Here is a 20,111-nt window from a genome sequence, read left to right on the forward strand (position 1 = left end):
CCGTTGGTTTTGATCTCCAGCGTACTTGGGTTGATGTCGTTGTCTAAGTCGGTGTCGTTCGCCAACACATCGATGGTTACTGCCACCGATTCTTTGGTAGTCGCTTTATCATCGATAGCCACTGGCGCCGCGTCAATGTCGATGGTCACAGTGGCGACATTGGAGACGTTGCCCTTGCTGTCTTTGACTTGGTACGTGATGGTATCCGTGCCCACTTCACCTTTGTTTGGCGTGTACACCAACTTACCGTTAACAAATTCTGCCGTCCCTTTGCTGCCGTTGGTTTTGATCACCAGCGTGCTTGGGTTGATGTCGTTGTCTAAGTCGGTGTCGTTCGCCAACACATCGATGGTTACTGCCACCGATTCTTTGGTGGTCGCTTTATCATCGATAGCCACTGGCGGTGCATCAATGGTGACCGTGACGGTCGCTTCTTCCGACACATTGCCGTTCTTATCTTTAATGGTGTAGGTGATGGTATCGGTGCCGTGCTCACCCTGATTCGGGGTGTAGATCAACTTGCCATCTTCACCGATAGTGACCGTGCCTTTAGTGCCCGGCTTGGTGATCACCACGCTGTTTTTATCTAAATCGCCATCTTTGTCGGTGTCGTTGGCCGTGACGTCGATTTCCACCGGTTTGTTATGACGTGTCTCGGCTACGTCATTCCCCGCCACTGGCGGTGCATCGATGGTGACGGTCACCGTCGCTTCATTCGACACGTTGCCGTTCTTGTCTTTAATGGTGTAGGTGATGGTATCGGTGCCATGCTCACCCTGATTCGGGGTGTAGATCAGCTTACCATCTTCGCCGATGGTCACGGTGCCTTTTGTACCTGACTGAGTGATCACTACGCTGTTTTTATCTAAATCACCGTCGAGATCGGTATCGTTCGCGGTGATATCGATTTCAACTGGCGTATTATGGCGAGTATCGGCTTTATCTTCGTTCGCGACTGGCGGCTCTGTGATATCAATGGTCACGGTCGCTTTGTTGGACACGTTGCCATTTTTATCTTTAACCAGATACGTAATGGTGTCTTGGCCTGTTGCATCAGGATTTGCAGTGTACACCAGCTTACCATCGACAACTTTTACGGTGCCTTTGGTTGGTTCACTCACAACTTCTAATGTCGTTGGGTCAATATCACCGTCAAGATCGGTATCATTGCCTAAAACATCTAATTCAACTGGCGTGGCTTTGTTGGCTTTTGCTGAGTCATCATTTGCCACTGGCGGCGCATCGATGTTGATGGTGATCGTCGCATCTTCAGAGACGTTACCGTTTTTATCTGTCACGGTATAAGTAATGGTGTCAGTACCCACTTCGCCTTTATTCGGCTGGTACACTAGTTTGCCATTAACAAACTTCGCGAAACCTTTGCCACCATTGGTTTTAATCGCTAAGGAGCCGTGGTCAACATCGCCGTCTTTATCGGAGTAGTTATTTTCCATATCGATGGTGACAGGCTTAGATTCTTTGGTTGCCGCAGAGTCGTCTTTCGCTTCTGGTGCTGCATCAATTTTTACAGTGATGGTAGCAACATTCGACTCGTGGCCTGCGCGGTCTTTTACCACATAAGTGATGGTATCAACACCGTATTCACCTTTGTTTGGTGTATAGATAATCTTTCCATCTTTACCGATTGTCACCGTTCCTTTAGAACCTTCTTTGACGATGCGGATAGAGTTCGGATTTAAATCGCCATCAACGTCACTGTCGTTCGCGGTAACATGGATAGTGACAGGGGTATTATGTTTTGCATGTGCAGAATCATCACCCGCGATAGGTGCATGATCGACAACTTTAGAATGACCGCCGCCACCGCCGCCGCCACTGATTGCCACAGCAGGAATACCAATAAGAGGGACCAGTGCAGCTAACCACCATGGGTTAAATGCCCACAATGGTGGTAATGCATCGCCACCAATGGCTTGACCAGCCGCTTGGCCGTCTGCTAATTGGCTGATGGCGTCAGCTTTTACCGCACTTTCAGGAACGTATGGGAAATATTGGCCATTTTCATATTGACCAATAATGAGGTTTGCATCGCCTTCTTGATAACCAATGGCACCATTCTCAGCAAAGTAATTTTCAATAATTAAATCAGGGCTTTCTACATCACCGCCTTCAAATGCGATGACAAGGTTTTTATCAACGCGCTTAACCGCGATGTTTTCTGGTGCGAATTGTGTACTTTCGTCAATTAATAAATAGTTTACATCTTTTTGTGCATTAATATGCAGTGGTTGTTTTAATTTACCTGCTCCGTTTTCCCCACCGGTAACAGAATATTGCTCAATCGTCTCTTTGCTATTATTAACTTTAATTGATATTTTTTTAATAGACATAGTTATCCATTGCCTCGTATCGGACAATTATTTATTGAATTAAATTTAGTTTAAAAACGTGTTAATTATTGGCAGCTTTGAGCTACATCCACACGCGGTAAAGTATGAACCTGGGTGCTAACTTTTCCTTTAAATTCATTAACTTCTTTTTCTGTCATTGGTTTTAATGATACTGTTCCATTGGTTTCAGTGACCAAGAACGCATAGGATTTGCCAGGCTCTAGTGGCTTATTATCGATTTCGTTTAATTTAGTGTTATAGCGCTCGCTAACATCTGTTTTATATGCAGTAAAATTGTTATTTCCAGAGCATAATTTAATTTGTTTAGTCGCATTAGGCTCTAATGAAGTGAGGTACTGTTTATTCACAAATATATTAATTGTTTTCCCTTCAACTTGATTATCTATTCTATAGAAAGAAACTAATGCTTTATTACTTTCGACTTCTTTGTTTTCTTTAAGAATATTCTTATTCTTCCATGTTTCACTATTATACCCGTGCAGTCCTTCATTACGCACACAACCCGTCAATGCTGCAATACATAATAGCATTACAACGCCAGTGATCTTTTTCATATTAATCCTTTCAACGCTATGGTGTTTAATTTATGCAAAGCAAAATCCCTCTATGTAATATTAGAGAGAATAAATATCGCAGTGATTTGAATAAATACTAAAGCTGGAAATCATTTAGTTCCCAGCTTAAAAATAAAATACTTATAGTTATTTTCGCTTCAATTTAACCCATTAAGTGAGTGCGTGAAGCATTTTGTTACATGATGAAAACTTCAGCATTATATCGTTCAAAGTTGATATGCGTCAATTTTACCCCCCTTGATTTTACCAATCCGAAGAAATGCTATCAATTTTAGTCGCTATTCTATCAATTGATTCATAATCAATTGTTTTAATTGATATAATTAACATGTTAAAAGATTATTTATTTTTCTAACTCATATAGTGTGTGAGCATAAAAACCATAAAATTGATAAAAATAAAATTTTTATTCTATATATATATAAATAGCAAGTATTTACACCTAAGTAAAAACCTCTCTAAAAGAGGGGTTTATAGGTCGTGTTAATGCCTATTAACATTCTAGTAAAAATACCTTAATACGAGTAAAAAACTTATTATCACGAAATACTCTCACTGCGTGTATAATATAGGTTTATAACATTCGAATTAAATACCCTTATCATTTAATCCCCTTCAAAATAGCCAGAGCGCATAGTTAGTAATATATATCATCTATTAATTTTCATAATTTTACTTAAATCCTACGTTTAAATAAAAATTAAGAGTATTCCCTTATAATTCCTATTTCATCTAGGAATTATTCTTAGTTCATAAAATGAAATATTAATTTAAATACATTGATAGATCCTATTTCAATAATCGGAAATAACAATATTTCGGTAATAAGATTAATTCTCGTTTCTATCATTATCTGAAAATAAATATGATCCCAGAGTACAGAAAACAGAATTGGCTGTAATAAGCCTTCTAGCTTTCCCCTGAAGAGTGAGGGTGAGAATGAGTGCGAGTTGAGGCATGTAGATCCAAAGGCAGGAAACACCATGTAACGGGTGATTTTAAAGCAAAAAAAAAGCCCCGAGTCGTAAGACTCAGGGCTTAATAAATTGGCGGAACGGACGGGACTCGAACCCGCGACCCCCTGCGTGACAGGCAGGTATTCTAACCAACTGAACTACCGCTCCGAAGTTCCCTACTGGGAACGCCAAGCATATTACGAATACTTGATATGACAGTCAACTCTTTTTCTTGAAAAATCGTACGGTTGAGCAGTTTTTAGCCTTATCAGATCACAAAACTGTCGACCTTAATGAAGAGTTTCGTCATCTTGCTCAGTTTGCCGCCATAAACAGGGTTTTCCCCCTTTTTTATCCACGATATCTAAGCGGGCTTCATGCTCTGCAATTTCTTCATCAGAAGCATAAATAATTTTTAATCCACTGACTGGACGCTCAATACGTTGAATTTCATTGGCTTGCTCTGTATTGCTGGATTCAGACTCCATTGAAAATGCAAGAGAGGTCTGCCCCCCTGTCATCGCTAAGTAGACGTCAGAGAGGATCTCAGCATCGAGTAAAGCGCCGTGCAATGTTCGCTTGGAGTTATCGATAAGATATCTATCACATAAGGCGTCTAAGTTATTACGTTTACCGGGGAAAATCTTGCGAGCTAATACTAAGCTATCGGTAATGGTGCAGAATTCGGAGGTTGGAGGAATGCCTCTGTTGAGCTTACGAAACTCGTAGTCCATAAAACCGATATCGAAGGGCGCATTGTGAATGACGAGTTCTGCACCGCGAATAAATTCGATAAATTCATCGGCTATATCGGCAAATACCGGTTTGTCTTGCAAAAATTCATCACTGATTCCGTGGACTTCAAAAGCTTCTGGGTCAACGAGACGGTCTGGTTTGATGTACACATGGAAATTGCGTCCTGTTAAGCGGCGATTAATCACCTCTACAGCACCAATTTCAATGATATTGTGCCCTTCATAATGAACACCAAGCTTGTTCATACCTGTGGTTTCAGTATCGAGGACAATTTGTCGGGTTATCGCCGTGCTCATAATGTTTTTTTGTGTCAAACTAGAAGTTGATGAATAAGGAAGAGTGTAACAGAAATGACAAAGCAGGTAGAAATTTTCACTGATGGGTCTTGTTTAGGTAACCCAGGACCCGGCGGATACGGTATCGTACTTCGTTATCAGCAACATGAGAAAACACTCAGTGATGGTTTTTTCCTCACCACCAATAATCGCATGGAATTACTCGCGGCAATCGTTGCTTTAGAGTCACTTACTCGACCTTGCGATATTATCCTGACCACCGATAGCCAATATGTACGTCAAGGGATCACTCAATGGATCCATAACTGGAAGCGTCGCCAATGGAAAAAAGCGGATAAATCGCCAGTGGTCAATGTGGATCTTTGGAAGCGTCTCGACCAAGCAATTACGCGCCATACTATCGATTGGCGCTGGGTAAAAGGTCATGCGGGTCATGCGGAGAATGAAAAGTGTGATGAATTAGCTCGCGCCGCGGCCAATGCGCCAACAAAAGAAGATACAGGCTACCAGCCTACTCAAGAATAGCCAGGTTCAGACTTAACGAAGTTGCTTCGATTTACTGATTTCTTTCGTTGCACCCAACGCTGTTGAAATTTTCACCTTAGGCTGCTTAAATTTCAGGGGCGTTGGCGTTAATGGATATGTCCGTTTTCTTGCAACAATCACGCTGATCACGCCAATTCCACCACAACGTTTATTGACCCGTTTTTCCGATGAAACCCAAGGAAGCACTTGGCAGTTTCGGTGATATAGCACCTCATAATTGAGCAACCCTAGCCAATCAAATACCCGGAGAGAAGGGAAAAAACGGCTACAGTAAGGCTGCTGCTTACGCAAAATAGGCACTAATTTAGCCATTCCTGCTAGGCTAAATGGGTTAAACCCCGATAAAATCAGCCAACCATCATCGATCAATACCCGATCAACTTCCCGCAAGATCCAATGCGGATCATGACTATAGGCAAGTAAATGGGGCATTAAACAGGCATCAATAGTCTTATCCGCAAAAGGCAGAGCTTCGGGATTTGCTGCGACATCAAATACGTGAGGATCTTCACCTAGCGTGAATTGATGAGGGATCATGCACTCTTTAGTGTGGATTTCTGTACTCAAATGACCTAATTTAAGCAGGTGAAAACCAAACATTTTTTGCCACCAAGGCGCTAACTGGGCTTCCAAGGCTTGGCGATAGTGTTCACCAAAAGGAATATCAGACCAACTGGCGGGCATTTGAATCTTTTCTTCAATACGCGCAGGTTTCATAACATTCCCCTTAAAAATCGGATCGAGGTTGATTATGGAGTTAATTCGAGTACCAGCGTTAAATGATAATTACATTTGGCTACTAGCAAACAACCAGCAGTGTATCATCGTTGACCCTGCTGAGTCAGAGCCGGTTCTCTCAATATTAACGGCTAACCAATTGACCCCTGTTGCAATTTTACTCACCCATCATCATAACGACCATACACAGGGTGTGAAAGAAATTATTGCCCAATATCCAAAAATCCCTGTATTTGGCCCCCAAGAAACCTTAGTTAAAGGGGCTACAGAGTTGGTGTGCGATGGAGATTCCGTCACCATTGGTGACTTCAATTTTCAAGTCATCGGTCTCCCAGGTCACACGCTTGGACATATTGGTTTTTACCAAGCTCCTTACCTATTTTGTGGCGATACATTATTTTCAGCCGGTTGTGGGCGGATCTTTGAGGGTACTCCCGCTCAAATGTATCAATCGATTCAAAAAATTGCAGCACTTCCTGATGATACTCTCATCTGCTGTGCGCATGAATATACACAGTCTAATTTACAATTCGCTCATCATATTTGGCCTGAAAATGAGACAATTACGAATTATTCCGAAAAAGTAAGAACTTTGCGCAATAATCAGCAAGCAACAGTACCTAGCACATTGAAAACTGAGAAAAATATCAACATTTTTTTACAGTGCGAAAACCCTGAATTGCAACAAAAACTGAACATTAATATGACAAATCCATCATTACGAGCAGTTTTTACATTATTACGCCAATTAAAAGATGAATATTGATGTATAATTATTGTCAATAACATCTAAAGCCAGTATTATCTGGTCAACTTTTAAACATTAAAAACAAAGAAAAACAGAGCTAATGAAGATAATCGCGACCCTCATCGCCATTGTTTTGCTTGCGGGCTGTCAAGGCACTTCCAAAGTCACCGTTAAGCAACCAAAATCTTCAGCCAACCACTCAATTGACACTGTTGCATCCCATAACCAAGCAGCAAGTAGACAGGTTTCCAAAGTCGATCATGACCTTTGGGGTTATATTAGTGGTGAACTGAAGATGGATATCCCCGAAAACGCAACAATTCGGGAAATGGCAAATAGTTACTCCAATAAACAAAGTTTTATCTATGATGTGGCAGTAAGAGCAGAGCCTTACATGTACTTAATTGTAGATGAAATCAATGATCGCAACTTACCAATGGAATTAGCCTTAATTCCTGTCATTGAAAGTTCATATAACCCTAAAGCCACTTCCCCTGCACAAGCAGCGGGTCTTTGGCAAATCGTTCCCATCACGGCACGTTCATATGGGTTAAAACAGACGCAGTGGGTTGATGAGCGACGCGATGTTGTGACATCCACAAAAGCAGCGTTAGATCTCCTTGAAAATCTGAACATTATGTTTGGTCACGATTGGGAGCTCACACTTGCTGCTTATAACTGCGGTGAAGGTTGCGTACAAAACGCGATTAAAAAGAATGAAGCTGCTGGCTTACCAACAGATTTTTGGTCTCTTCAATTACCTAAAGAAACCAAACAATATGTTCCGAAGATCCTTGCGCTTAGCCAAGTGCTAAGACAACCAGAACGCTATCAAGTCAGATTACCAAAAAGCAATAAGAATAGAGGGTTAACGCAAGTTGATGTGGGACAACAAATCACATTGACTCAAGCTGCTGAATTAACAGGTTTAACGGAAGAATCCATTAAAACCTATAATTCGGGTTATACCCGAGGCGTTACGTCACCAAATGGCCCGCATTATATTATGTTGCCAACCGCAAAAGCTGAGCAGCTAAAAGTTTCACTGACGGATCAAGACGTATTAAATGATATTCGCAACGCGGTAGCACAAAATCGTTATGCGCAAACCGCAGCCAGTAACATCCAGACAGCAAAAGCGAGCTCAAAGCAAGCTAAAACCTTTAGTTATAAAGTTCGCAAAGGCGAATCTATCGCAAGTATTGCTAAGAAATTCAATACAACTGCAAAGAACATCCAACAGTTAAATGGGTTAAAAACAGCTAAAGCTAACATCGTTCCAGGACAAACATTAAAAATTTCAGGTACGACACCGACCAGCAATAACCGTAAAGGTGGAACCTACAAAGTTAGAAAAGGCGATACTTATTACAGCATTGCTAAACGTCATGGAATTAAACTTAACGACCTGATGAATTGGAACTCAGGTGTTAAAATGGCAGATTTAAAGCCAGGTGTTACATTGAATTTATATCTTTAAATTAAATATTTCAAAAATCCCCATAAAGGTTAAACCTTAGGGGATTTTATATTAAATAAATTTCAATGATTAGAAATAAACTATTTAATTAGGCTTAATCTCGATATCAATCTCGATCACAATTTTAGTTGTAACATATCGTCTAAATACACTTAATTGTCTAAACCGCACAATATCATTTACATTCTTCATTAGAGTGTGATAGAAAAATAATTAGCCCGATTTTTCCTAGTCCTCTTACGGCTCCCTCCATAAAAAAGTCATTATTGGGTGGTGACTTATGAAATAAAAGTGCTATTATTATTGATGTGGCGAAAGCAATCTGAGCAATCAGTTTATATTTGAATATTACTTTTATATTAGTGACAATCTAAAAACTCTCTCAATTAGTGATAATCTTATATTTATCAATATACTAACTATGTTTGCTTATATTGAAAACAGATGCTTATATTTAGTTGATATGACATTATTTTTGATACAAAAATACGCAAAGTAAAAGTCAGATTCGCCCATGGAGGTGATTATGGATGAATACTCACCCAAGAAACATGATATAGCCGAATTAAAATATCTGTGTAACAGTTTGAATAGAGACGCAATATCAAGTTTACAAAAAACAAACACCCATTGGGTAAATGATCTTAGTTCGCCACAAAGCATCAGTCTCAATGAGCTCGTTGAGCATATTGCAGCTTTTGTCTGGCGATTCAAAATCAAGTATCCAAAAGAAAATCTCGTTATTTCTCTTGTTGAAGAGTATCTTGACGAGACATATAATTTATTTGGCAGCCCAGTAATTACTTTCAGCGAAATCATTGACTGGGAAAGTATGAATCAAAATCTTGTCGCCGTGCTCGATGATGATCTAAAATGCCTGACAAGTAAGACATAGAATCACCATTTACCTTTAATTTCACTATCCCATAGTATATTTTAGGTTATCGACACATAAAGAAAGGGCGTTATGACCAAATCCGATTATCTGATGCGTTTAAGAAAATGCACCACTATTGAAACACTTGAGCGCGTCATTGAGAAAAATAAGTATGAGTTATCTGATGATGAATTAGAGTTATTTTACTCTGCAGCAGATCATCGTCTTGCCGAACTCACTATGAATAAACTTTACGATAAAATCCCAGCATCTGTTTGGAAGTTTGTTAGATAAATACTTATTTACGCGCATAGATAGTGAATGGTTATAGCCGGTAATACTTTATCGGCTCAATGAAAATTCCTTATTTATCTTAGTTAGTATTCACCGAATACTGACAGCCTCTTTATATCCTTTTATTTTTGCCTTTCCCTAATCCCAATTAATTTAACATTTCATGCGATAATAGCTATTTCGATATCAATTTAACCATTGTAAATATCAATTAAGAATAGTAATCAATTTCTTATTATTAAAATATATTAAACCAAGCGTGATAATAACAAGAAAGCATAGCCAAAAGACAATAGCTGTTGTTACTGAAAATGTGATTGATAAAAACGAGAATATGAAGACTAAGAGAGGATTTAATATTGGGTGGGAGCCCTGCCAGCGACATCCCGGCACACACGACCCCTGCTATGGCTGCTTCCTTCCGGACCTGACCTAGTTAACAAGTTAGCGTTGCGGGAGAACCAACAGAGCCCCCATTGATTGCTTCTTTCAAAGCACGGGCATTATGCTTGATAGATAGTTAAATAGCAAGAAAGTGGCGGTCAAGTGCTGTTTTATTACACAAAAATCTGAATGGCTATTTAATACAGTTTGGTATGAACAATAAATATTGGCAGGAATTAACACTTACTAATAAGAATCAACCACTAGTTAGCAGGAACCAGTAGTAAATCAATATTTTCAACCATGCCATTGTTGATCACTTCGGTCGACGATTCTGTAATATAGACTAATTTTCCATCAACGTGTAACGTCGCACTAACCGTGATTTTAGCTTGGTTTCTTATTTCATTTTTGTGGTATGTCAGCTGATACGGAAGCGTCACTTGATTGTTCAAGTTAGTATAGTGCTTTTGAGATAATATCAGCGCTGGTAACTCAACAAATGAGTTATCTACCATGGTAACCGTAATATCCACGTTTTCAGATAATCCTTTATTTTTAGCAATAAGGATATTTCCACTGATCGTACCAATGTCTACCTGCTGATTTTCGCGATTACTTTTCCCTTTCACCCTTTTTTCAGGGGGATTGGCGTTGTTCCCTTCGCAGCCTACTAAGAAAATAAGTATCAACGAACTAATCATGTAGCGATAGAATGTCATTATAATTACCTGTAATATTTTGATTTAATTAGACATTTCAATATGATTATTCTTGATATATTAGAGTTTATCTAAACTTAGAAAATTATATCTAATACAAATTAAATAATGAAATTATATTTCAAATTGTAACCAAAAACGATTGTCAATTAATCCGTACACAAACTGCCTACCTATTTCTGTAGATTAATGGGAAAATAGCTGCATCTGATATTTTTTAACCATCTTCAAGGTAACTATGAGCACAGAATTACAAAACTTAATTAGCCTAATTAAACTCGAAAAAATTGAAGAAGGTATTTTTCGGGGGCAAAGCGAAGATCTTGGTTTGCCGCAAGTTTTTGGTGGACAAGTTGTTGGACAAGCCATGTATGCAGCGAAACAAACCACACCCGAAGGTCGCATCATAACCTCATTTCATAGCTATTTTCTGCGCCCAGGAGATAGCCAAAAACCGATTGTCTACGATGTAGAAATTTTGCGTGATGGTGGCAGCTTTAGTACACGTCGTATTAGCGCCATTCAAAATGGTAAACCGATCTTCTTTATGACCGCCTCATTTCAAGAACAAGAAGACGGGTTTAACCATCAAAATTTAATGCCCGATGTCCCCGCGCCAGAGCAATTGATTTCACAGGATGAAATCATTCAACGCTTCGCAGACCAGCTTCCCGATGCTGTCAAAAAATATGCACTGCGCCCTAATCCTTTCGAGTTTCGCCCGATTCAATTCTATAGCCCGTTTGATAGCGCACCTCAAGAACCATTTCGCTATATTTGGTTTAAAGCGAAAGGAGAGCTTCCCAATACACCAGAGTTACATGACTACTTGCTAGGCTACGCATCGGATTACAATTTCCTTCCCGCTGCATTACAGCCTCATGGCCGCGGCTTTATGGAACGCGATTTACAAGTGGCTACGATTGACCACTCAATGTGGTTCCATCGCCCTTATCGTATTGATGAATGGTTACTGTATGCTATTGAGAGCCCTTCTGCTTCTGGTGGGCGTGGCTTTGTTAAAGGGCAAATTTATAATCAACAAGGGGATTTAGTGGCAACTACGGTACAAGAAGGGGTCATTCGTAAGAGAAAACCTCGATAATTTCCCGATTTATATCAGCCCGAAAAAAGTAAGTCATTACTTACTTTAAAACAAGAAAAGCCTCAACTAGATAGGAACTCCTAATTGTGAGGCTTTTCTTATTTGGTAACCTTATCAATTCCATACAAACCAGTCAGTGAGTACTAACTAAACTAATAATGCTTCCGCAGCCGCTTCATCACGAGAGTTCAGCGACTCGCCCACTTGTTGTAATTGATACATTTGGTAATAGCGGCCTTCCTGCAGGAGAAGCTCAGCATGATTTCCTTGCTCAACGATCATTCCTCGATGAAGAACAACAACTTGGTCAGCATCCACAATCGTCGATAAGCGATGAGCTATCACCACCAGCGTAGTGTTTCGACGAATAACACGTAACGCCTTTTGAATTGCCTGCTCAGTACCAGAGTCTATATTCGCGGTCGCTTCATCCAATATCAGAATTTTCGGTGTTACGACGAGTACTCGTGCCATCGCTAATAACTGTCGTTGCCCAACGGATAAAGTGTTTCCTTGCTCACCTAACAACGAATCTAATCCATCAGGCAATTCACGGACATGCTGAGCTAATTGTACAGTTTCAAGGACTTCCCACACTTTTTCTTGGGAAACATCGCGCCCTAGAGCCACGTTATCAAAAAATGAAGCCGCGAGTACTACTGGGTCCTGCTGCACCATAGCAATACCATTTCGTAATACTTGATGGGAAAGTGAATTTAAATCTCGTCCATCCAGTAAAATCTCCCCTTCCTGCCATGGGTAATACCCCATGATTAAGTTTGCAATGGTACTTTTTCCACTTCCCGTGTGCCCAACGAGTGCCACAAAATGGTGTTCTGGGACGGATAAATTAATATCATCAAGGACTTTTTTATCATCCCGATAAGCAAAAGAGAGGTGTCTTATCTCAATTGCCCCGCCCTGTAATGACGCAATATTTTCGCCATAACCTTGCTGTGGGCTATCCATCAATTCAAAAACACGTTCACCGGATACAACCGCTTGTTGCAACATGGATTGCTGAGATGTCAGCTCAATTAATGGTTCGTTTAAACGACCTAAATAATTAATGAAAACATACAAAACCCCGACACCCACAGTGCTAGTACCGTCAAATCCAAATAGTAACAATAGCCCACATAGCACACAGGCAGAGAACAAACTCAGCAGTGGTCTGAGTAATAGTCCATCTAATTTCAATGCTTTCATTCGGGAATGATAGTGATCTTCACTTGCTTCCAGCATTTTTTTGCCAAATCTGGCTTGCTGTAAAAATTGCTGGATAACCGTCATACCATTAATGACTTCATTGAAACCATTATTAATATCTGCAAGGTATGCCCTAACACGGCGCACAATTGGCGTACTAAGTCGCTGATAAACCAACATTACAACCAGAACCGCAGGGAAAATGAGTACCGCAATGGATGCCATTCGCCACTCTAAAGAAAACATGGCGACTAACATGGCACAAATTAATGCCAAACTGCGAAAGATCGTTGGTACAACCATAACAAACAGATCTTTGATCACCTCAGTATCGTTGGTAACACGAGAAATAATCTGCCCCACGGGTTGCTTATCAAAAGCACTTAATGGCTGGCGCAGAGCCGCATTCATCACATCGGTCCGTAGATTTTGCACCACGCCAACTGAAGCTTGATTAAACAGAATTTTTTGATGGTAATGAAGAAGTGCAGCAATGATTTGCAACGCAATAAATCCAATCACCATATACAGCGTTAGCGGCATAATGATCTGTTTTTTCGCCACCATATTGTCAATAAAGTAGCTAATCAGTAAGGGCCCACTAACTTCTGCGGCAGCAGCCAACCATAGCATGGCAATCGCTACCCCCATGGTACCGCGGTAAGGTTTACCGTAAGATAATAAGCGTTTTAATGCTGGCCAAAGCGGCTTTCTCTGGCTCATAGATCACCGTCCAAAGCAGCTTCGATTTGCTGATAATGATACATATCGCTGTACCAACCAGATTTCTGGGAAAGTACTTTATGAGTACCTTTGGCAACTATGCCACCATGGCATAGTACAAGAATATTATCAGCATCCACCAAAGCCGATAGTCGATGTGCGCTAATGATCAACGTTCTCCCCTGCCTCCAACGACTCAAATTCTGCAAAATGGTGTGCTCTGTCTGCCCGTCAACCGCAGATAGCGCATCATCTAAAATAAGAATTTCTGCATTTTGTAAAATTGCACGGGCTATGGAAATCCGCTGTTTTTGCCCCCCTGAAAGCATAACGCCACGCTCTCCCACCTGGGTTTGATACCCTTCTGGTAGACGTAAAATATCTTCATGCACACAAGCCACTCGAGCCGCTTCTTCTATTTGCTCCATTGTTGCATTAGGCTGCCCAAGAGCGATGTTGTTTGCGACCGAATCAGAAAATAGGAATGGAGATTGATTCACTATTGATAACCTTGCCCGCCACTCATCGAGCCGAATATCTGTCAGTAATTTATTCTGATAAATAATCTCACCGTCATTCACATCAAAATGACGTTGTAATACAGTAAGTAATGTCGATTTTCCCGACCCCGTTGGCCCACATAATCCAAGGAATCCCCCTGGTTGTACGTTGAACTGGATATCATGCAAAGCATGGCGCTGGGTTTCAGGATACGAAAATGTTCTGATATTGACGTTTAACTCGCCTTTTTCTGCAAGCAAGCTTTGACTACCATCTTTAATCACTAATGGCTCGTCTAATAAGCTTAAAATCCGGCTATACGCTGCACTTCCTCGTTCAACAATGTTAAACATCCATGCAAGAGCAAGCATCGGCCAGATCATCAGCCCTAAATACATCACAAAGCTGGTAAGCTCACCGAGGGTTAATGTGTCATTCAACACCATCCAGCTTCCACCCGCGATGGCTAATAAGTTTGCCATTCCAATCGCCATAAAAATGGTTGGGTCGAAACGAGCATCAATCTTCGCGACATGCATATTTCTTCGCCCAGCTTCAGTGGCAACTTGCTCAAATTGATTGGATTGATGGGTTTCAAGACCAAATGCTTTGATCATTCGGATGCTGGTTAAGCTCTCTTGCGCATGGTTATTTAACGATGAAAAAGCACCTTGAGCATGTTTAAAACGATGATGAAGCTGGTCCCCATAACGCTTAATGACCAGCGCCATAATGGGCATCGGGATCAATGCAAGGAGTGTGAGCTGCCAACTTATTTCTATGCTCATCATGATAAGGACCGCACATCCCATCACCAAGGAGTCAACAAGAGTTAAGACGCCTTCACCTGCAGCAAATACCACACGATCCACATCATTTGTGGTTCGTGCGATGAGATCTCCCGTGCGATATTTCAAATAAAATGGCTGATTTTGTAAGCTAAGCTGCTGATAAATTTGCTGTCTTAATCGGACAGCCAATTTGTAGGAAGCGCCAAATAGCCATAAACGCCAAACGTAACGCAACCCATAAACGGTTAAAGCAATTCCGAGCATGGATAATACGTATGTCAAAAGCTGTTGATTCGTCATCGACCCTTTGCTAATACCATCCACTATCACACCAACAAAGCGCGGTGGGATCATTTGTAGAATAGCAATGACCACAAGAAAACAAATCGCGCCAACATAGCGACGCCATTCGCTTATAAAATACCAACGTAATTGTGAAAATAATCGCACGTATTACTGCCTTGAATGATGTTAGTGACTGCTTGCTTTATTATTAGGAACTTTATGCTCTTCCGCTAATGTGTGACTTGCTGATTAGTCAGGGATTGGCAACACGGTTGTGTATTTTATTTTTTCCATTGCAAAACTGGAAGTTACATCAATTAATCCATGAACGCCATTGACCAGTTTCTTATAAAATAGATCATAGGATTTCATATCATGAACTTCGACTTGCATCAGATAGTCATACTCACCGGCCATGCGATAAAACACTAAAACTTCTGGTAATTTTTCTACAAATGAAACAAATTGCGCATACCATTCGCTATTATGTTGTTGGGTTTTAATCATGACAATCACCGTCAGCCCCAACCCCAGCTTTTCACCGTCTAATAGCGTGACACGTCCTCGAATATATCCTTCGTCTTCTAACCGCTTAAGTCGCTTCCAGCACGGTGTCGAGGTTAAGTTGACGGCTTCGGCTAATGAGTTTAATGATAGGCTGCTGTCATTTTGTAATAAGCAAAGTAGTTTTTTATCTATTTTATCCAGCATGTTTAGCCCCTGAGCGAATCTTATTATCAGCAAAATTTTATCATGATGAAATAATAAAGCTGTTACGAATTGCTAGTATTGTAGAATAACTTTGCATAAATAACCGAAACATAGCATAAATTGCTTAAGTTAGAGGTTGAAGGTACAAAAACAGACTGTTCATTCTCCTCTTGGCTCGTTAACATAGGGCTAAATTAATATCCTCATTATTTAATCTTAGGAGAGACTCATGAAACGTGCTGTTGTTGTCTTCAGCGGAGGGCAAGACTCAACAACCTGCCTAATTCAAGCACTCAAATATTATGATGAGGTTCATTGTGTCACCTTTGATTATGGTCAACGCCACCGCTTAGAAATCGATATTGCACAAAAGCTCAGCCTACAATTAGGCGCAAAAGCGCATAAAGTTCTCGATGTCACTCTGCTTAATGAGCTAGCGGTTAGTAGCTTAACCCGTGATAATATTCCGGTTCCTGACTATGAAGAGAGTGAAGCCAGCGGGTTACCAAGCACATTTGTACCCGGACGTAACATTCTATTCCTAACACTCGCCGCTATCTATGCCTACCAGGTTAAAGCGGAAGCAGTGATCACTGGTGTCTGTGAAACTGACTTTTCAGGTTATCCCGACTGCCGTGACGAGTTTGTCAAAGCGCTCAATCATGCCGTTAGTCTAGGCCTAGCAAAAGACATTCGTTTCGAAACACCACTTATGTGGTTAGACAAAGCGCAAACTTGGGCTCTTGCTGACTATTATGGTCATCTGGAGACTATCCGCACTCAAACTCTCACTTGCTACAATGGCATTCCTGGTGATGGCTGTTCCGAATGTGCAGCCTGCCATTTACGCAGCAAAGGCTTGAATTATTATCTTAATAATAAACAAGCCGTTATGGATTCATTACTCAAGCAACTCAACGCAACGAAGTAATTCTAAAGGCCAACCATGGTTCGTGTTTCCTGGTTGGCTATACTGCTAATTTGCCTATACTTCGATAAAAGCATCTGTTTTATTTTTCAGTGACTCAATTTTTTCTCGGAGTTCATCCTCGATCACCATGGCTTTATTAACTTTACCATCAATGAAGACAAACGTGACGTACGCATCGGATACCACTTCATCAACCCCATTACGATGGCGAATAATTTGTTGGTAGCAAACAGCACTCTTCACTCCGATTTTATCCATTCGTGAAATGACGGTTAGCTCATCGCCCAACCCAACGGCTTGGAAATAGTTAACATTAATATTCACGGCCGCCATAACTATTCTATGCTGGATAGCCCATTCAATAAGATTAGCTTTGCCCATCCAATCCCATCTATCCGCTTCATAGAACTCTAAGTACCGAGCATTATTGACATGCTGAAAGACATCAATGTGATAACCGAGCACTTTTATGTGTATTGCCATAACTACTCCGACCAGTTGAATTATTTGATAACATAAAAGTAACAAATATTTGAAAGGGCTGCTGAAAAAATATCACTAATCAGACTTAGCTCTCATATTCGCGCTTTAAATTAAATTTAATAGTATAAAGATTACCCATAATTTATTTTTAATCTCATAACACGACTTTCTATTTCCTAAAAAATAGCCCACGTTAAAAGTGGGCTATTTTGCTTATAGAACAAGTTTATTACGATTTTTCTCTAAAAATGCAGGTCCAATTCCCTGCACTTCAAGGATATTTTCAACCGTATTAAAAGCGCCGTATTTTTCTCGGTATTCCACTATAGCCTGAGCTTTCTGCTTACCAATTCCATTGAGTTTCCTCGCTAATTCTTCTGCAGTGGCTTGATTAATGTTCACTTGGTCTGGGGATGCTAAACTCGCCACGTTTTTTACTTCATCACTATTTTGAGGCTGTACTATCGCTGCTACCGGTTTTTCAGTTTCTGCTTTCTTGATTGCTGCAAATACAGATAAAGGGCATAACATTGCCACCATTAACACTGTCCCTAATCCTTGTTTAATGCTTTTATTCCATTTCATCATTGTTCTCCTATGTGTGTTGAGACATCACAATGCCAGAGAACTTTTCCAAAAACTTTTCTTCGGTTTATACAATGCGAAAGGCCACCCAATGGGTGGCCTTCTATTACAGAGATTACAATTTTAGTTGCGAAGCGCTTCGCAATTATTCCATGCAAATAACTTATTCTAAGCTTTGCACTTCAATTTTTGCATTCGCGCGTAAATTCAGCATCAAGGCTTCATTCACCGCTGAACTCATTGCGCCACGATATTCGTTCGATAACTGGCTCAGTTCATCAGCGGTTGGCTGACCTAAAGTCACTTTATCTAATTGAACAATTAGCAGATTATCTTTTTGATCATAAGCGATTGCATAAGTTGGCTTACCGTCAGTTGGCGGTGTCATTTTCATCGCAACGTCAGTCACATCCGTTGCAGGTGCAAGGAATGAAACTGTTTGAACAGCGCCAAATTGGGTGTCTGCAGCTTTCAATGCTTCATCACCTTTACCCGCTTGTAACTCTGCCAGTAATTTCTCACCATTCGCTTTTAATTGAGCAGATGCTTTCTGACGCTTAACTAATGCTTCGATATCCGCTTTTACTGTTTCGAATGGCTCTGTTGATTCCGCTTTATAGTCAGTCACACGCAGGACAAACGCACGGTCCCCTTCAACGTTGATCACGTCAGAGTTGATACCTGTTGTGCCTTTTTTATCGACTAAACGGTCGCTGAAAACTTCATTAATGACTTTCGGGAAATTCAGTTGTGCCGGTGGGTTTTGACGATCAAACCAGCCAGTAGTCGCCACTTTCAAGCCAGAAATGCTTTCAACTGATGCTAATGATTCATTGTCATTAGTCGCAGCTTCACTCACTTTCTGTTGTAAATCGTAAAATTGTTTGACGCTTTTATCTTGGACTAAGCTAGTTTCAATACTTGATTTAACGTCATCAAAAGGCTTAATCGCTTCTGGCTTAACATCATCCAAACGGAATAAGACATAATTATCTTGGACTTTTATCGGTGCAGAAACTTGACCTTTCTCGGTTAAATTCGCACTGATGATTTCGCTTGGTGTCGATGTTGCTTCCATCCAGCCAATCACACCTTTGTTACCTGCACTGAATTTATCTGTGGATTTTTCGGTAGCTAACGTTGCGAAATCAGCACCGCCTTTCAGCTCGGCTTGTAAAGCTTGCGCATCTTTTTCTGATGCGACTTGAATCATGCTATATAGCTTTTGTTCCGCTTTAGTGAAGTTCTTCAGATTTTCATCATAGTAAGCTTTCACTTCTTCAGCCGTCACAGATGCTTTTGGCATAGATGCCGCATCCATTTCTACATAGCTTACTTGAACTTGTTCAGGAGAAATGAAACTGTTTTGATTTGCCGCGTAATATGCTTTTAATTCATCTTCAGAAACAGTTTGTTTAGCTTCTAGCGCAGCTAACGACAAGCTTGCTGTACGAACTTCACGCTCTTGCATAAACAATTCTGCATACGCCTTTACTTCTGAAGGCAGAGCAAATTCTGTTCCGGTGAACGATTTACCTAATTGTGCGCGAACTAAATCTTGGCGAATTTGTGCCGCAAAATCATCTGCATTAATATTGTAACGTTTTAAAATTTCGCGGTATTTCTCACTATCAAAATTCCCGTTCGTTTGGAAAACTTGCATAGCAAAAATAGCTTGCTCAATTTGTTGGTCGCTAGCAGAGAGTTGTAATTCATTAGCGTATTGGTTAATCAATTGATTATTGATTAAGTTATTCAAAGCTTGGGTACGCAGCTCTTTCATGTAGTTGTCATTACTTGCAACTTCAGAGAATTTATCTCCTAAGTATTCTTGTAATGACTGGCGCTCTTGCTGGAAAGCTTGCTGTAATTGTTCCTTGCTTATTGGCTGTCCATTGACTTCAGCAGCATTATTACTTGAGCCACCAATCACATAGCCAGCAACACCTGTCAGCACGAATGACAAGATAATAATAGCTAACAACACTTTAATAAAAGGACTGTTCGCCTTCGTGCGTAGATCTTCCATCATAAAAAGGCTTA

16 protein-coding genes, 1 tRNA gene, 1 other RNA gene and 2 pseudogenes are annotated in these 20,111 nt (G+C 40.5%); 7 read left to right on the forward strand and 13 right to left on the reverse strand.

Annotated elements, in window-relative coordinates; genetic code table 11:
* The 4 genes from GKR74_RS04550 to dnaQ all read right to left on the reverse strand — a co-directional run.
* On the reverse strand, nucleotides 1-2,351 hold a 2,351-nt coding region (locus GKR74_RS04550; protein WP_154602718.1), incomplete at its 3' end, for an Ig-like domain-containing protein.
* 65 nt (nucleotides 2,352-2,416) lie between these two features.
* Nucleotides 2,417-2,926 carry a cell envelope biogenesis protein OmpA gene (locus GKR74_RS04555; RefSeq protein WP_154602719.1) on the reverse strand — a complete coding sequence of 170 codons (510 nt, stop codon included), beginning with the start codon at nucleotides 2,924-2,926 and terminating at the stop codon, nucleotides 2,417-2,419.
* A 1,068-nt stretch (nucleotides 2,927-3,994) separates the two neighbouring features.
* Nucleotides 3,995-4,071: transfer RNA gene (locus GKR74_RS04560), tRNA-Asp, on the reverse strand.
* Nucleotides 4,072-4,193: 122 nt separating this feature from the next.
* A complete protein-coding gene (dnaQ, locus tag GKR74_RS04565) occupies nucleotides 4,194-4,955 on the reverse strand; it encodes a DNA polymerase III subunit epsilon (RefSeq protein ID WP_132496201.1) in 762 nt (253 codons plus the stop codon).
* A 54-nt stretch (nucleotides 4,956-5,009) separates the two neighbouring features.
* Between dnaQ and rnhA the strand changes: the two genes are divergently transcribed.
* The gene (gene rnhA / locus GKR74_RS04570; protein ID WP_036953952.1) at nucleotides 5,010-5,480 is read left to right on the forward strand and encodes a ribonuclease HI; all 471 of its coding nucleotides are present in this window, start codon (nucleotides 5,010-5,012) and stop codon (nucleotides 5,478-5,480) included.
* A gap of 12 nt (nucleotides 5,481-5,492) precedes the next feature.
* Here the strand turns inward: rnhA and GKR74_RS04575 are convergent, their stop codons facing one another.
* Entirely contained in the window at nucleotides 5,493-6,218 is a 726-nt protein-coding gene (locus tag GKR74_RS04575; protein WP_154602720.1) for a class I SAM-dependent methyltransferase, read from the reverse strand.
* Between the two features lie 34 nt (nucleotides 6,219-6,252).
* On the opposite strand from GKR74_RS04575, the pseudogene gloB reads away from it, so the two are divergent.
* The 4 genes and pseudogenes from gloB to GKR74_RS04595 all read left to right on the forward strand — a co-directional run bounded on the left by gloB (nucleotide 6,253) and on the right by GKR74_RS04595 (nucleotide 9,638).
* Nucleotides 6,253-7,032, forward strand: a pseudogene (gene gloB, locus GKR74_RS04580) (hydroxyacylglutathione hydrolase).
* Between the two features lie 55 nt (nucleotides 7,033-7,087).
* Nucleotides 7,088-8,467 carry a murein transglycosylase D gene (mltD, locus tag GKR74_RS04585; RefSeq protein ID WP_154602722.1) on the forward strand — a complete coding sequence of 460 codons (1,380 nt, stop codon included), beginning with the start codon at nucleotides 7,088-7,090 and terminating at the stop codon, nucleotides 8,465-8,467.
* Nucleotides 8,468-8,993: 526 nt separating this feature from the next.
* Nucleotides 8,994-9,362, forward strand: a complete 369-nt coding sequence (gene tomB / locus GKR74_RS04590; protein ID WP_154602723.1) for an Hha toxicity modulator TomB — start codon at nucleotides 8,994-8,996, stop codon at nucleotides 9,360-9,362.
* A gap of 72 nt (nucleotides 9,363-9,434) precedes the next feature.
* Nucleotides 9,435-9,638, forward strand: a complete 204-nt coding sequence (locus GKR74_RS04595) for an HHA domain-containing protein (protein ID WP_004905417.1) — start codon at nucleotides 9,435-9,437, stop codon at nucleotides 9,636-9,638.
* Nucleotides 9,639-10,008: 370 nt separating this feature from the next.
* Here the strand turns inward: GKR74_RS04595 and ffs are convergent.
* Nucleotides 10,009-10,105, reverse strand: an RNA gene (gene ffs / locus GKR74_RS04600) — signal recognition particle sRNA small type.
* A gap of 180 nt (nucleotides 10,106-10,285) precedes the next feature.
* Entirely contained in the window at nucleotides 10,286-10,744 is a 459-nt protein-coding gene (locus GKR74_RS04605; protein ID WP_154602724.1) for a YbaY family lipoprotein, read from the reverse strand.
* A gap of 238 nt (nucleotides 10,745-10,982) precedes the next feature.
* Here GKR74_RS04605 and tesB point away from each other — a divergent pair, with 238 nt between their 5' ends.
* Nucleotides 10,983-11,849 carry an acyl-CoA thioesterase II gene (gene tesB / locus GKR74_RS04610; RefSeq protein ID WP_154602725.1) on the forward strand — a complete coding sequence of 289 codons (867 nt, stop codon included), beginning with the start codon at nucleotides 10,983-10,985 and terminating at the stop codon, nucleotides 11,847-11,849.
* Between the two features lie 147 nt (nucleotides 11,850-11,996).
* On the opposite strand, the gene GKR74_RS04615 is transcribed toward tesB, so the two are convergent.
* The 3 genes and pseudogenes from GKR74_RS04615 to GKR74_RS04625 form a co-directional block, all read right to left on the reverse strand.
* Nucleotides 11,997-13,781 carry a SmdB family multidrug efflux ABC transporter permease/ATP-binding protein gene (locus GKR74_RS04615; RefSeq protein ID WP_154602726.1) on the reverse strand — a complete coding sequence of 595 codons (1,785 nt, stop codon included), beginning with the start codon at nucleotides 13,779-13,781 and terminating at the stop codon, nucleotides 11,997-11,999.
* A pseudogene (locus tag GKR74_RS04620) lies at nucleotides 13,748-15,523 on the reverse strand (SmdA family multidrug ABC transporter permease/ATP-binding protein). Before GKR74_RS04620 ends, GKR74_RS04615 begins: the two are co-directional and overlap by 34 nt.
* Before the next feature lie 84 nt (nucleotides 15,524-15,607).
* Nucleotides 15,608-16,069: an Lrp/AsnC family transcriptional regulator gene (locus tag GKR74_RS04625; protein ID WP_036953928.1), complete on the reverse strand. Its 462-nt coding sequence runs from the start codon at nucleotides 16,067-16,069 to the stop codon at nucleotides 15,608-15,610.
* A 229-nt stretch (nucleotides 16,070-16,298) separates the two neighbouring features.
* Between GKR74_RS04625 and queC the strand changes: the two genes are divergently transcribed.
* Nucleotides 16,299-17,000: a 7-cyano-7-deazaguanine synthase QueC gene (gene queC, locus GKR74_RS04630; protein ID WP_154602727.1), complete on the forward strand. Its 702-nt coding sequence runs from the start codon at nucleotides 16,299-16,301 to the stop codon at nucleotides 16,998-17,000.
* 54 nt (nucleotides 17,001-17,054) lie between these two features.
* Here the strand turns inward: queC and GKR74_RS04635 are convergent, their stop codons facing one another.
* The 3 genes from GKR74_RS04635 to ppiD form a co-directional block, all read right to left on the reverse strand.
* Nucleotides 17,055-17,483: an acyl-CoA thioesterase gene (locus tag GKR74_RS04635; RefSeq protein WP_036953922.1), complete on the reverse strand. Its 429-nt coding sequence runs from the start codon at nucleotides 17,481-17,483 to the stop codon at nucleotides 17,055-17,057.
* Between the two features lie 213 nt (nucleotides 17,484-17,696).
* Nucleotides 17,697-18,068: a ComEA family DNA-binding protein gene (locus GKR74_RS04640; protein WP_154602821.1), complete on the reverse strand. Its 372-nt coding sequence runs from the start codon at nucleotides 18,066-18,068 to the stop codon at nucleotides 17,697-17,699.
* A gap of 163 nt (nucleotides 18,069-18,231) precedes the next feature.
* Complete coding sequence (ppiD, locus tag GKR74_RS04645) at nucleotides 18,232-20,100, reverse strand: peptidylprolyl isomerase (RefSeq protein WP_154602728.1); 1,869 nt, start codon at nucleotides 20,098-20,100, stop codon at nucleotides 18,232-18,234.
* Nucleotides 20,101-20,111 lie beyond the last annotated feature (11 nt).

The organism is Providencia sp. wls1914 (genome assembly GCF_009706645.1).
Lineage (GTDB): Bacteria > Pseudomonadota > Gammaproteobacteria > Enterobacterales > Enterobacteriaceae > Providencia > Providencia zhijiangensis.